This is a genomic window from Streptomyces cyslabdanicus (assembly GCF_052663305.1).
The window spans coordinates 149,572-162,201 of sequence record NZ_JBQRUW010000028.1; the positions used below are offsets into that span (position 1 = coordinate 149,572).

General features: G+C 72.2%; 15 protein-coding genes. 5 read left to right on the forward strand and 10 right to left on the reverse strand.

The window, feature by feature from the left end; all coding sequences use genetic code 11:
• The first annotated feature begins 31 nt into the window (after window positions 1–31).
• A complete protein-coding gene (locus ACTYVM_RS17805; RefSeq protein ID WP_445526826.1) occupies window positions 32–547 on the forward strand; it encodes a GNAT family N-acetyltransferase in 516 nt (171 codons plus the stop codon).
• 36 nt (window positions 548–583) lie between these two features.
• Here ACTYVM_RS17805 and ACTYVM_RS17810 read toward each other — a convergent pair whose 3' ends face one another.
• The gene (locus ACTYVM_RS17810) at window positions 584–1,999 is read right to left on the reverse strand and encodes a M1 family metallopeptidase (RefSeq protein WP_445526827.1); all 1,416 of its coding nucleotides are present in this window, start codon (window positions 1,997–1,999) and stop codon (window positions 584–586) included.
• A gap of 40 nt (window positions 2,000–2,039) precedes the next feature.
• Between ACTYVM_RS17810 and ACTYVM_RS17815 the strand changes: the two genes are divergently transcribed.
• Complete coding sequence (locus ACTYVM_RS17815; RefSeq protein ID WP_445526828.1) at window positions 2,040–2,540, forward strand: hypothetical protein; 501 nt, start codon at window positions 2,040–2,042, stop codon at window positions 2,538–2,540.
• Window positions 2,541–2,553: 13 nt separating this feature from the next.
• Here the strand turns inward: ACTYVM_RS17815 and ACTYVM_RS17820 are convergent, their stop codons facing one another.
• Complete coding sequence (locus tag ACTYVM_RS17820; protein ID WP_445526829.1) at window positions 2,554–3,231, reverse strand: pentapeptide repeat-containing protein; 678 nt, start codon at window positions 3,229–3,231, stop codon at window positions 2,554–2,556.
• 91 nt (window positions 3,232–3,322) lie between these two features.
• The gene (locus ACTYVM_RS17825; protein ID WP_400035588.1) at window positions 3,323–3,976 is read right to left on the reverse strand and encodes a rhomboid-like protein; all 654 of its coding nucleotides are present in this window, start codon (window positions 3,974–3,976) and stop codon (window positions 3,323–3,325) included.
• A 22-nt stretch (window positions 3,977–3,998) separates the two neighbouring features.
• Here ACTYVM_RS17825 and ACTYVM_RS17830 point away from each other — a divergent pair, with 22 nt between their 5' ends.
• From ACTYVM_RS17830 to ACTYVM_RS17840, 3 genes are read left to right on the forward strand one after another with little or no spacing between them, the layout of a single operon-like run.
• The gene (locus tag ACTYVM_RS17830; protein WP_445526830.1) at window positions 3,999–4,889 is read left to right on the forward strand and encodes an aminoglycoside phosphotransferase family protein; all 891 of its coding nucleotides are present in this window, start codon (window positions 3,999–4,001) and stop codon (window positions 4,887–4,889) included.
• A 60-nt stretch (window positions 4,890–4,949) separates the two neighbouring features.
• Window positions 4,950–6,011 carry a right-handed parallel beta-helix repeat-containing protein gene (locus ACTYVM_RS17835; protein ID WP_445526831.1) on the forward strand — a complete coding sequence of 354 codons (1,062 nt, stop codon included), beginning with the start codon at window positions 4,950–4,952 and terminating at the stop codon, window positions 6,009–6,011.
• A gap of 52 nt (window positions 6,012–6,063) precedes the next feature.
• Window positions 6,064–7,092, forward strand: coding sequence for a methyltransferase (locus ACTYVM_RS17840; protein ID WP_445526832.1), 1,029 nt, complete (start codon window positions 6,064–6,066; stop codon window positions 7,090–7,092).
• Between the two features lie 132 nt (window positions 7,093–7,224).
• On the opposite strand, the gene ACTYVM_RS17845 is transcribed toward ACTYVM_RS17840, so the two are convergent.
• The 7 genes from ACTYVM_RS17845 to ACTYVM_RS17875 form a co-directional block, all read right to left on the reverse strand.
• Complete coding sequence (locus ACTYVM_RS17845; protein WP_400035449.1) at window positions 7,225–7,548, reverse strand: TcmI family type II polyketide cyclase; 324 nt, start codon at window positions 7,546–7,548, stop codon at window positions 7,225–7,227.
• 19 nt (window positions 7,549–7,567) lie between these two features.
• Window positions 7,568–8,050, reverse strand: a complete 483-nt coding sequence (locus tag ACTYVM_RS17850; protein ID WP_445526833.1) for an SRPBCC family protein — start codon at window positions 8,048–8,050, stop codon at window positions 7,568–7,570.
• 2 nt (window positions 8,051–8,052) lie between these two features.
• The gene (locus ACTYVM_RS17855) at window positions 8,053–8,310 is read right to left on the reverse strand and encodes an acyl carrier protein (RefSeq protein WP_445526834.1); all 258 of its coding nucleotides are present in this window, start codon (window positions 8,308–8,310) and stop codon (window positions 8,053–8,055) included.
• A 69-nt stretch (window positions 8,311–8,379) separates the two neighbouring features.
• Window positions 8,380–9,630 carry a ketosynthase chain-length factor gene (locus tag ACTYVM_RS17860; protein ID WP_445526835.1) on the reverse strand — a complete coding sequence of 417 codons (1,251 nt, stop codon included), beginning with the start codon at window positions 9,628–9,630 and terminating at the stop codon, window positions 8,380–8,382.
• Window positions 9,627–10,895 carry a beta-ketoacyl-[acyl-carrier-protein] synthase family protein gene (locus tag ACTYVM_RS17865; protein ID WP_445526836.1) on the reverse strand — a complete coding sequence of 423 codons (1,269 nt, stop codon included), beginning with the start codon at window positions 10,893–10,895 and terminating at the stop codon, window positions 9,627–9,629. The genes ACTYVM_RS17860 and ACTYVM_RS17865 overlap by 4 nt, the downstream gene beginning before the upstream one ends.
• On the reverse strand, window positions 10,892–11,317 hold the full coding sequence (locus tag ACTYVM_RS17870; protein WP_445526837.1) for a cupin domain-containing protein: 426 nt from the start codon (window positions 11,315–11,317) through the stop codon (window positions 10,892–10,894). Before ACTYVM_RS17870 ends, ACTYVM_RS17865 begins: the two co-directional genes overlap by 4 nt.
• 42 nt (window positions 11,318–11,359) lie before the next feature.
• Window positions 11,360–12,502 carry a SchA/CurD-like domain-containing protein gene (locus tag ACTYVM_RS17875; protein WP_445526838.1) on the reverse strand — a complete coding sequence of 381 codons (1,143 nt, stop codon included), beginning with the start codon at window positions 12,500–12,502 and terminating at the stop codon, window positions 11,360–11,362.
• Window positions 12,503–12,630 lie beyond the last annotated feature (128 nt).

Below are 12,630 nucleotides of genomic sequence, written 5' to 3' on the forward strand. Positions count from 1 at the left end.
CCGGGCCACCGGCGCACGGTAGGTTGCCCGGGTGTTCCTCGAGCCCCTGACTCTCCCGCCGGACCGCGTCATCCCGGGCGGGCTCCTGACCGAGCTGACCGCGCTCTACGGCTCCCAACGCGACTTCCACGCCCTCAGCGGTGACTTCCCCGACCCGGACGACATCCGCCCGGAACAGGTGGCGGCCGCGCTGGCGGACGACCTGGCCGACCCGGACTCGGAGGTGCTGCTCGCGCGCGACGAGCAACGGCTCGCCGGGATCGCGATCACGCTCGCCCACCACCCCGATCCGGCCGACCCGGACCCGTGGATCGGCCTGCTGATGATCGACGCGGGGTCACAACGGCACGGCCTCGGGCGCCGGTTGGCGTCCCTCGTCGAGGACCGCTTCCGCGCCGAGGGCCGCACCGCCGTACGCCTGGCCGTCCTGGAGAACAACCCCGGGGGCCTGGCGTTCTGGACCGCCCTCGGCTACCGGCACCTCGCGCATCGCCGGGACCGGCAGTGGGGCCGCCCGTGCACGGTGCTCCGCAAGCGGCTGGACTGAGCGGACCGCCCGGCCGCTGAGGGAACCGGCCGCGGTTCAGCGAGGCGCCGGTTTGCCGTCCCCGTACAGCCAGTCGGCCCAGATCCCGCCGAAGTCCGTGCCCGGGGCCTTCCTCTCCACGTAGGCGGTGAAGTCGGCGGTGTCCGCGTTGCCGTGGCGGTGGGCGGCGGACCAGCCCCGCAGGATGTCGTCGAAGGCGTGGTCGCCGACCGTCTGCCGGATCCTGTGCAGCACCATCGCGCCGCGTTCGTAGACGGGCCGGCCGGAGATGTGCTCGGCACCGCTCGGCCCGGCGGGCGGAAAGGCCCACACCGCCTCGTTCGCGGCGTCGTCGGCGAAGTAGTCGCCGCGCTGGAGCGCGTCGAAGGCCTGCTGCGCGGTCCGGCCGCCGTGGTCCTCCTCCCACAGCCACTGCGCGTACGTCGCGAAGCCCTCGTTCAGCCACATGTCCCGCCAGCTCTTCGGGGTGACGGAGTTCCCGTACCACTGGTGGACGAGTTCGTGGACCAGGGTGCGGAGGTCGGGGGTGCCGGGGAAGACGGGCCGGTTCTGGGTCTCCAGGGCGTAACCGGCGTCCCCGCGACGGCCGACGATCGCGCCGGTGGACGAGAAGGGGTACGGGCCGAAGCGGCGCTCCGCCCACTCGACGATCTCGGGGATCCTGGCCAGCACGGCCCGGCTCCCCTGCACCTGGGACGGCTCGACGGCGACGTACACCGGCAGACCGCTCCTCGTGGTGGAGCGGGTGATCTCGAAGTGGCCGACCGCGACGGTGGCCAGATAGCTCGCCATCGGCTCGGTGGTGCGCCACCTGAACGTCGTACGCCCCCCGCTGGTCGTCTCACTCCTCAACTCGCCGTTGGAGACGACTTGCAGCCCCTCGGGCACGGTGACCGAGATGTCGTACGCGGCCTTGTCGGACGGGTGGTTGTTCCCCGGGAACCACGCCATCGACCCGACCGGCTCACCGAGGGCGAGCGCACCGTCCGCGGTAGGCAGCCACCCCTCCCGCGCCCCGTCGGGGTCGACGACGACCTCCGGCCGCCCGGAGTAACGCACCGTCGCGGTGAACGTCTCGCCCTTCACCAGGTCGTCGTGCGGGCGCACGGTGAGTTCCTGCCCGGCCCGGCTGAACAGGGCGGCTTTCCCCGCCACCGTCACGCTGCGGACGTCGAGCCCGCTGAGATCGAGGTCGAAGGCGGACAGGTCCTGGGTGGCCCGGGCGGTGATGACCGCGGTGCCCGTGAGAAAACGCCGGTCCGGATCGTAGGCGAGGGTCAGGCCGTAGTGGCCGACGTCGTACCCGCCGTTGCCCGCCCTGGGGAAGTACGGGTCGTGCACGCCGGCCCCGCCGGGGGTGCCCCGCACCCCGCCGTCGCACCCGGTCAGCGTCAGCACGAGCAGGGCGCAGCCGACCGCGGCGGTTCGGACAAGCAGGGCAGATCGATACACGCGCGCGATCCTATGCGGCGCACATGACACCATCGCCTACGTGCTCGACATCGGCTACGCCCTCTCCAACCGCTTCCCCGACCCGCCGCAGACGGACTACCGCCGGGCGGACGTGCGCGCGCTGCGGCACGACCTGTTCTGCGGCGACGTCTACCTGGCCGACACCGACTCCGACCGCGAGCTGGCCACGGCCTGGGGCTGGGTGCCCGTGCTCGACTTCGCGTGGGCCCTGTGCGACATCGTCGAGCGGCTGGACCGTGACCCGGCGGGCTCCCGCGCCTCCCGTCCGCAGCGGGCCGAGCTGGACTTCACCGAGTCCACGGACCGCATGCTCTTCGAGCGCCGCTTCGGCTGGGTCGACGTCGAGTCCGACTGGATGCCCGCCGAGGAGCCCCCGCTGACCTTCTCGCACACCGCGCTGCGCCGCGAGGCCCGCGACTTCCTGCACGACCTCGTCGCCGACCTGTGCGACCTCCACGAGGACCTGGCGGAGAACCCGGCGATCTGGACCCTCCAGGCCCGCTACCCCCGTCTCGCCTGATCCCCTCTCCGCGTCACCCCTCCACCCTGATCCCCAGCTCCGCCGCCAGCACCGGCGCCAGGTCCAGGAGCTGGCCGGTGCTGATCACCGCGCCCGCCAGCCGGTCGAGACCGCGGGCGATCTCCAGGGACGCGGCGCCCCGCAGGTCCACGTCCGAGAGCGTCGCCGCGCTGAAGTCGACGCCCTTGAGCACGCAGTCCGCGAACTCCACCCGCTCCAGCCGGGCGCCCCCGAAGTCCGGCTCGACGAGGACGCAGCCCTCGAAGACGACGTCCCGCAGCCGGGCGCTGCGCAGGTTCAGGTAGTCGATCTTTCCGCCGCGGATCCACACCCGCTCCAGGACCGCACCATGGCACTGCACCCCGCCGAGGCGCGCGTCGACCACCTCCACGTCACGCAGGGTCGCCTCCGCGAGGTCGGTGCCGACGCCCCGTACACCGGTGAGGAGCGAGTCCAGGAAGCGGGCGTGGCGCAGCGACGTGTCGTCCAGCGCGCAGCCCCCGAGCGCGCAGTCCAGGAAGCGGGCGCCCGACCCGTCCTGCCCGGCGAGGTCCACCTCCCGGAACTCGAGCCCGTCGTAGTCCCCGTCCGGCGCCAGTCCCCCGCCGCCGTACGCCTCCAGGGCCGGCAACCGCACCTCGGGCCGCCGTGCGCCCTTCACACGGGCCCTGCCGCTCGCTTCGCTCACCATGCCCCCATGCTGCACCCCGCCACTGACAACGCCCCTCTCCGACCGCGAGGCCCCGCGGGCCGGGCGGACGACGGGACTTTCACCGCAGGCCCTACCGCCGCAGCGCGCACAGCGCCTCCTGCGGGTTCCACGGCTCGCCACGGCCCCTGGCCGACGGACGACAGCCCAGGCCGACCAGGACGGCGGTGAAGTGTCCGAGATCGGTGAAGGTCCGCCCGGTCACCAGCGACCCGGCGTAGTAGCCGAGGACGGCGGCCAGGTACAGGTACCGCCAGGGCGGCGCGATCCGGTACGTCAGCACCCCCACCACCCCGGCCAGGGCGTAACTGACCCCGACGTCGAGGGTGTTGACGGCCGACTCCGGCACCATGTGCCGCTGGATCGCCCACAGCAGGGCGCCCTCGCTGACCAGGGTCGCCAGCACGTGCGCGGTCACGCACACCAGCAGCCAGCGCAGGGTGCCCAGCCAGCGCTCGGCCTGGGCGTGGAAGACCGTGTAGAGGACCGCGTACGGCAGCCAGTGGCCGTTGTCGATCCACATGGCGCTGGAGAAGAGCACCCGCACCGGGTCCTTCGACAGCCCGCGCAGGTTGGTCGAGCGGTGGCGCAGGAAGTGCTGCTCGAAGTGCGGCGACATGTGGTGCAGGGCGACGGTGGTCAGGAACAGGACCAGCAGCCAGACATACGTGCCCGGAGCGCTGCGGACGTACGCCCTCGCCGCCCGAAGCCCACGCCGCATCCGCATGACCCCGCTCACACGCGCAAGTATGGTCGTCAGGGTGATCGAGGTGCCCGTCGCGCTGGCCGCTTCCCAGGAGAAGTTCAACGGGGCGGCGGGCCGCGCGTTCGTCGCCGGCCTGCCCCGGCGGGCGGCCGGCTTCCTCGACCGGTGGCGGCTGCGGATCGACGGGCCGGCGATGCACGGCGTGTGCGCGCTGGTCCTTCCGGTCGTCCGCGCCGACGGCCTGCCCGCCGCCCTGAAGCTCCAACTGCCCGACGAGGAGAGCGCGGGAGAGGCGCCGGCGCTGCGCGTGTGGGCCGGCGCGGGGGCCGTGCGGCTCCTGGAGCACGACGAGCCCACCGGCACGCTGCTGCTGGAGCGGCTCGACTCCGCCCGCCCGCTGACGGGCCTGCCGGACGCCCGCGCGGCCGTCCTGGTGATCGCCGGCCTGCTGGCCCGCCTGACGTCCGTGGCGGCCCCGGCGGGGATACGGCGACTGGGTGACATCGCGGGTGCCCTGCTGGAGCGGACTCCGGGCGCGTTGCCGCGGCTGCCCGACGGGGAGGACCGCCGGCTGCTCGCGGACTGCGCCGCCGCCGTGCGCGAGGTCGCCGGCGAGAGCGGCGACCGGCTGCTGCACTGGGACCTGCACTACGGCAACGTGCTCGGCGCCGGCCGCGAGCCCTGGCTGGCCATCGACCCCAAGCCGCTCGCCGGGGACCCCGGCTTCGAACTGCTCCCGGCACTGTTCAACCGCTTCGAGCCCGGCGAGGTCGTCCCGCGTTTCGAGGCCATGACCGGGGTGCTGGGCCTCGACCGGGACCGGGCCCGCGCCTGGACGCTCGGCCGGGTGCTGCAGAACGCCGTGTGGGACCTGGAGGACGGCCGTCCACCGTCCCGCGCACAGCTGTGGATCGGCCACGCCCTGCGCCGGTGACACGCCGCCGGACGGCTCATCCGGCGTTCCAGCCGACTATCCGGCCATACCGTACAGAATATGACGAAACGGTATATCGCTCTGCTCCTGAGCGCCGCCGCGCTGGCCGGCTCGGGCGTCGCCGCCGCCCGGCCGGTCCCGGTGCCCAGGACGCACCTGGTGCACCCGGGCCAGTCGATCCAGCGGGCGGTGAACGCCGCGCGGCAGGGGGACACCGTGCTGGTGCTGCCCGGCGTCTACCACGAGAGCGTCAAGGTGACGACGCCCGGTCTGACGCTGCGCGGCGCGGGCCGCGGCACCGTCCTGGAACCGGGCGGCAAGAAGCTCTCGGGCGGCTGCGCCAAGTGGGGCAACGGCATCTGTGTGGTGGGGGCCAAGGGCAAGCGCCTCGAAGGTGTCACCGTGTCCCGTCTGACCGTGACCGGCTTCTCGCACACCGGCCTGATGGCCGTGGGCACCGACCGGCTGACCGTGCGGCAGGTGACCGCCGAGAAGAACGGGATGTGGGGCATCGCCGAGGAGCGGTCCGTACGCAGCGAGTACCGGAACAACATCGCCCGGAACAACGGCGACGCGGGACTCTTCCTGGCCAACACGGTCACCGCCGAGCAGGGCGCCACCGACACCCGCGGAACGCTGGTCGCCCACAACCGGCTGGAGGGCAACCGGATCGGCGTCACCGTCCGCCGGCTGCGCGACCTCACCGTCACGGACAACCACGTCACCGGCAACTGCGCGGGGATGTTCGTCGTCGGCGACGAGAACGAGCCGCGGGCCGGCGCCCTGACCGTGCGCGACAACCGGGTCGTGAAGAACAACAAGTTCTGCCCGGCGACCGCCCGGATGCCCTTCCTCCAGGGCTCGGGCATCGTCCTGACCGGGGCCGAGCGGACCTACGTGTCCCGCAACCTCGTCGTCGGCAACTCGGGCACGTCCCCCTACTCCGGCGGCATCGTGCTGTTCAGGAGCTTCGTCGGCGCGGTCGGCGAGAGGAACCGGGTGACCCGGAACGTGCTCGACGGCAACTCCCCGGCGGACCTGGTCAACCAGGAGAGCGCCGCGCACCACAACACCTTCGCGGAGAACTCCTGTGAGGCCTCCAGGCCCGCGGGACTGTGCTGAGGCCGTAGCCACTCGTGGAACCCACCGGACCCAGAAGGAAGGAAGGCGGCACATGACGACCGCTCAGTCCGCCCCACCGCCGTCCATGCGACTCAGGGAGCTCGCGTTCGGGGCGGCGTGCGCCGCCGCCCTCCGCGCGGCCGCCCGGCTCGGTGTGGCCGACGCGCTCGGGGAAGCGCCCATGGCCGTGGAGGACCTCGCGGCCGCGGTGAAGACCGAACCGAAGCCGCTGCGACGGCTGCTGCGGGCACTGACCTGCTACGGCGTCTTCACCGAGCAGCCCGACGGGACGTTCGCGCACACCGGCATGTCCCGGCTGCTGCGCGAGGACGACCCGGGCAGCCTGCGCTACATCACCCTGTGGTGCACCGAGCCGTGGACCTGGGACGCCTGGCCGAAACTGGACGAGGCGGTGCGCACCGGCCGCAACGTGGTGGAGGACCTGTACGGCAAGGAGTTCTTCGTCCATCTCAACGAGGACGCCCCCGAGTCGGCGGACGTCTTCAACCGGGCCATGACGACCTCCAGCAGGCAGTCCGCGCGGGACGTCGCCGAGCTCCTCGACCTGTCCGGCGCCTCCTCGGTCGCCGACATCGGCGGCGGGCAGGGGCACGTGGTGGCGAGCCTGCTGGAGAAGTACCCGCGGATGCACGGCACCCTGCTGGACCTGCCGCGGGTGGTGGACAACGCCGACCCCCGGCTGCGCGCGGGCGGCTCGCTGGCGGACCGGGTGCGGATCGTGCCCGGCGACTGCCGCGAGGCCATCCCGGTCAGGGCCGACGTCTACATCATCAAGAACATCCTGGAGTGGGACGACGACTCCACCGCCCGCTGCCTGCGCAACGTCATCGGGGCGGGCGGTCCCGGAGCCCGGGTCGTGGTCATCGAGAACCTCGTCGACGACACGCCCTCGATGCGGTTCAGCACCGCTATGGACCTGCTCCTGCTGCTGAACGTCGGCGGCGCCAAGCACACCGGCGCCAGCATGGCCGACCGGCTGAAGGCGGCGGGCCTGGTCATCGACGACATCAGCCCGGTCAACCCCTACCTGCACGCCTTCGACTGCACGGTGCCGGGCTGACCGGACCCGGCCGGCGGCACCGCCGCGACCTCCTCGGACACCGGCCGCCGGGCCCGCGACACAGCGGGCCCGGCGGCCGGTGGCCGTCCGTGAGGGACCGGACGGCTCGTCAGGTTGGCTCAATGCGGCGGCTCAGTCACGCTCCCACAGGTAGAAGCGGTGGGCCATCGCGTCCTTGGGCGAGCGCCAGGTCTGCGGGTCGTACGCGCTGACGTACGCCGACAGCCGCTCGCTGATGCCCCGGAACTCGGGGTGGTCCACCACCTTGGCGATGGCGGGTCCCGGGTCCCGGTCCGCATCGATCAGGTGCATGTACACATCGCCGAACTGGTAGAGGCTGCGCCGGTTGACGCCGACCAGGTGCGGCAGCTCCCCGCGGTCGGACTCCTCGAAGATCCTGGCGATGTCCGGGGCCGAACCAGGGGCCATCCGGGCGACGATCAGTTCTTGGTGCACGAGGCTTCCTCCGTCCGGCTCAGTCGGTGGTCAGGGCCGGTTCGGCCCGGCGGCCGGCGACGGTCTTCTCGATCCTGTCGCGGATCAGGGCCATCTGGACCTTGGAGTTCTTGTTGATGTTGTCGGTCATCCAGTCGTCGTCGACCGGCGCCTCCGGCTTCATCGCGAAGTCCTGCGTCCAGATCATCCGGGTGCCCCCGGGGACCTCCTCGTACCTCCAGTGGATGTTCATGTGGTCGAACGGGCCCGTCTCGACCCGGCGGGCCCTGACGGTGAGCTTGGCCCGGTCGGGCTCGCGCTCGGAGACCCAGCTCCACACGGTGCCGTTCTCGTCCGGGTGCATGGTCAGCCGGAAGGTGCACTTGTCGCCTTCCTGGGACAGGATCTCGGCGGAGGCGTACTCGCTGAACAGCCGAGGCCAGTTCGCCACGTCGTTGGTCATGTCCCAGACCAGGTCCACCGGCGCGGCGATGGTGATCTCGTTCTCCGTGTGTCCGGCCATTTCTACGCTCCTGCGAGAAGGGTGCTGTTGACGAGGTCGAGGAACTTCCTGGGCGTCTTGCAGCGCTCCGCGTCGGCGGGCATCGGGATGCCGTGCCGGTTCTCCAGTTCGCCCACGATGCCGAGCAGGCCGAGCGAGTCGATACCGATCTCGTCGAATCCGGTCTCGGACCGGTCCGCCAGATCCTGCGGGCTGACGGTGATCCCGGCGGCCTTCTTCATGAGTTCGGCCAGTTCCTCCACTGTGATGCGGTCACTCATGCGGTTCCTCTCCTTGTCTCTCCCGGGTTGCTCCCGGTTGGTCGTGGCTGCCTCGTCAGTGCCCCGGCACTAGGAGGCCCCGGCGGCACCGTGCCGCAGCACCAGCGCCGAGTTCGAGCCCATGAGCCCCCGGCTGAGGACCAGCGCCGTGCGCATCTCGGTGGCACGGGCACGACCGGTCACCAGGTCGAGGTCATGGCAGATGTCGGAGACGTTCGGGGTGGGCGGGATCAGGCCGTGCTCCATCGCGAGCACCGCCGCCGCCGTGTCCAGCACCGGGGCCGCGCAGTACGCCCGGCCGGTACCGGTCTTGGGCGCCGTGACCGGCACCCGCCGGCCGTGCGCGCCGAGCGCGTCGGCGAGGGCGCGTGCCTCCGCCCGGTCCGCCTCGGGGACGCCGAGGGCGTCGGCGAAGACGACGTCGACCTCCTCGGGTGCGCACCCGGCGTCGGCCAGCGCGCCGCGGATCGCCTCGGCCAGCCCCTGTCCGGACAGCTCCCAGCGGGAGGGGCCGGTGAAGGTCGCCGCGTGCCCGGCCAGGACGGCCCGTACGGGCACGCCCCGCTCCCGCGCCGACTCGGCCGCCTCCACGGTGAGCATCGCGCCGCCCTCGGCCGGCACGAACCCGCATGCGTCCTCGGTGAACGGGCGGTAGGCGCGCTCCGGGTCGGCCACCGGGCTCAGCTCCCGGTAACCGAGCTGGCAGACCATCGAGTACGGGGCCAGCGGCGCCTCCGTCGAACCGGCCACGATCAGGTCGGTGCCGCGCTCGACCGCCCGCGCCGCGTGCGCCAGGGCGTCCAGACCGCCCGCCTCGTCGGCGGCGACCACCGAACAGGGGCCCTTGAAGCCGCGCCGGATGGAGATCTGGCCCGTGCTGGCCGCGTAGAACCAGGCGATGGACTGCCACGGGCCGACATAGCGGCTGCCCTTGCTCCACAGCTTCTGAAGTTCCCGCTGGCCGAACTCGCCGCCGCCGGACCCGGCCGCGGTGACCACGCCCGCGCAGAACGGGGCCGCGTCGGTGTCGGCCCGACCCAGCCGGGCGTCCTGGAGGGCCGCGTCGGCCGCGGCCATCGCGAAGTGCGTGAAGCGGTCGGTCTGAACGAGATAGCGCTCCTCCACCGCCGCCGAGGGTTCGAAGGCCCGCACCTCGCCGGCCACCTTCAGCGGCAGGTGCTCGCAGCCCTCACGCGTCACGCGGTCCAGGAGGCTCGCGCCCTCCAGGGTGGACTTCCAGAAGGTCTCGGTGCTCGTGCCGCCGGGCGCGACGACACCGATGCCGGTGACGGCGGCCCGCCGCTTGCGCGGTGCGCTCATCGTGTCCTCTCCCTCTGCCGGGTCAGGATCACCGCGGACTGGAAGCCGCCGAAGCCGCTGCCCACGGAGAGCACGCTGTCCAGCTTCCGCTCGCGGGCGACCCGCGGGACGTAGTCCAGGTCGCACTCGGGGTCGGGGGTCTGGTAGTTGGCGGTCGGCGGGACCGCCTGGTGGGCCAGCGACAGCACACAGGCCACCACCTCGATCGCCCCGATCGCCCCCAGCGAGTGGCCCACCATCGACTTGATGGAGCTCATCGGGGTGTCGTAGGCGTGGTGGCCCAGCGCCCGCTTCACCGCGGCCGTCTCGTGCCGGTCGTTCTGACGGGTGCCGGAGCCGTGCGCGTTGACGTAGTCGATCGCGGAGCCGTCCAGGCGGGCGTGGTCCAGCGCGGTCTCTATCGCCCGCGCCATCTCCAGGCCCTCGCTGGTCAGTCCGGTCATGTGGTAGGCGTTGCCGAACGTGGCGTAGCCGCTCAGCTCGCAGTACACGTGGGCGCCGCGGGCCCTGGCGCGCTCCAGCTCCTCCAGGACGAGCACCGCGCCGCCCTCTCCCATGACGAACCCGTCACGGTCGTTGTCGAAGGGGCGGGAGGCGTGGGCGGGGTCGTCGTTGTTCGGGGACGTGGCCTTGATCGCGTCGAAGCACGCCATGGTGATCGGTGATATCGGCGAGTCCGACGCCCCGGCTATGCAGATGTCCGCCCTCCCCTCCTCCACGGTGTGCAGCGCGTAGCCGACCGCGTCGAGCCCGGAGGTGCAGCCCGTGGAGACGGTCTGCACCGGCCCGCGGGCCCCGAACCGCTCGGCCACCGTGGAGGCCAGCGTGCTCGGTGTGAAGGCCCGCTCCAGATGCGGCCGGGCCCGCTCGTGGTCCACGTCCCAGCGGTCGCCGTGGTGGCTGACCAGGACGTAGTCGTTCTCCAGCCGCGTGGTGCCGCCGACCGCGGTGCCCAGCGAGACCCCGACCCGCCAGGGGTTCTCCCCGGCGAGGTCGAGTCCCGAGTCCGCGACCGCCTCCTGGCCGGCGGCCAGCGCGAACTGGATGTAGCGGTCGCAGCGCGCGATCTGCTCCTCGTCCAGACCCGAGGCCGTCGGATCGAAGTCGCACTCGGCCGCGATCCGGGACCGCAGCCCTGACGGGTCGAAGAACGTGATGCCCCGCGTCGCGGTGCGCCCGTTCGCCAGCAGGTCCCAGAACGCGGAGGCACCGATACCGCCCGGCGCCACGATGCCTATGCCGGTGACCGCCACCCGCCTGGTCATGATCGGACCTCTGCCACGCCGGCCGGCGGCGCCGGCTCGGCGCCCTCCGTGTCGACGTGGCCGAGCTGCGGGCGCGGGGCGAGCGGTCCCAGGTGGAAGACGATCCGCGCCTCCACGTCGCCCACGTTGCGGAAGCGGTGGCGCATGTAGGCGGGGATCATCAGACCCTGCTCCGGCCTGAGCGGGTGCGGCTCGCCGTCCAGGTCCACCTCGAGCTCCCCGCAGACGACGTACACGAACTCCTCGGAGTACGGGTGGTAGTGCTCGCCGATGCGGTCGCCGGGCTGCACGATGGCCACGCCCATGAAGCCGCTGGTGGAACCGACCGTGGCCGGGGTGAGCATGGCGCGCAGATCGCCTCCGCGCTTCGTGTTGGGTTCGGTGTCGCAGAGCTCCACGATCCTGGGCCTGGGTTTGATCACGTCGTTCCTCCGGTGGTGTGATACGTCCGCTTCGGGATGCGGTCAGGCGTCCGGCGCGGACCGGCGGTCGGTGATGAGCTCCATACGGGCGAGGGTGAGCAGACGGGCCAGGTCGCCGTCCTTCGGGTCGGCGCCCTCGTCGAGCAGGGTGGTCAGCTCCGGCACCTTCGCGGGGTCCGCGAGACCCAGCGCGGCGACCGGGTCGGCGTCCAGGCCGCCACGGATGTCGATCAGCCGGACGACGACGTCGTCCCGCTCGAAGACCGTGCTGCGCAGCACCGGGCTGCGCGGGTCCTCCGCGGCCCGCTCGTCCTGCTGGGACAGCAGCTCCGCCAGCTTCATGCCCAGGCCCGGCCGCGCCGGGTAGTACAGCGCGTGCCGCTCCGCCTCCGGGCTCTCCTGATCGGCCGTCACGTGGTGCACCGCGGGCAGTGCCGCCCGGGTGAAGAACACTCGTGCGGACTCCTGGTCGTCGAGGTCGCGGTCCTCCTCCAGGTAGGGGTTGATGGCCTCCTCGACCTTCCGGATCTGCGGCTGCCGGGCCACGTGCCGCAGCGCCGCGAGCAGGTCGCCGCGCACCTCGATGGCCCGCACGACCCGGTTGCCGTGCATGAACAGGGAGGTGCGGCACAGCCGGGTGGCGCCGTCCACCTGCGCCTCGGGCGATTCGTATCCGGCCAGGATCTGGGCCACCTTCTGCTCGCTGCCCGGCTTCACCGTGAAGGTCAGCGCGTGCCGGATCACCCCGTCCCCGATCCGCGGCGAGTCCTGGAGCCGCCGCTCGGCGGACGGCGCGCCCACCTCCGTGTGGCCGGTCTCGCGGACGATGTGGAAGCGCAGCGAACGGGTGTCCCGGATGCAGCTGTGCATCGGCTGCACCATCCGTACGTGCTCCTCGCTGTTCACCCAGGCGAGGAACGGCGGGGCGCTCTCCCACTCGCTGGTGATCAGCCACTGGGAAGGGTTCTCGATGGACTGGCACAACTGGTCGCTGACGTGCCCGGGGACCGACGCGACCTGCTTGTACATCTCCTCGTACGCCTCCAGGAACTGCTGCTGGGCGCCGTCGTAGACGTCCACCAGCAGGACGACCCGGAGCCGGGAGCCGTCGAAGACGGACTGGGAGACACGTTTGGCGGCCTGCTGCTCGGTCGGTTCTGAAACTCGCTCAGAAATGGCGGTCATCTGCGTACGTCTCCTTGGCGGGCTTGGCGGGGCAGAGGAAACGCCGGCCGCGGGTGACGCGACGTCAGCGTGATCTCGATCCTGTGCCGTGCCCGATCGGTGCGCGACTCGTGTGCACCACGCGGGTG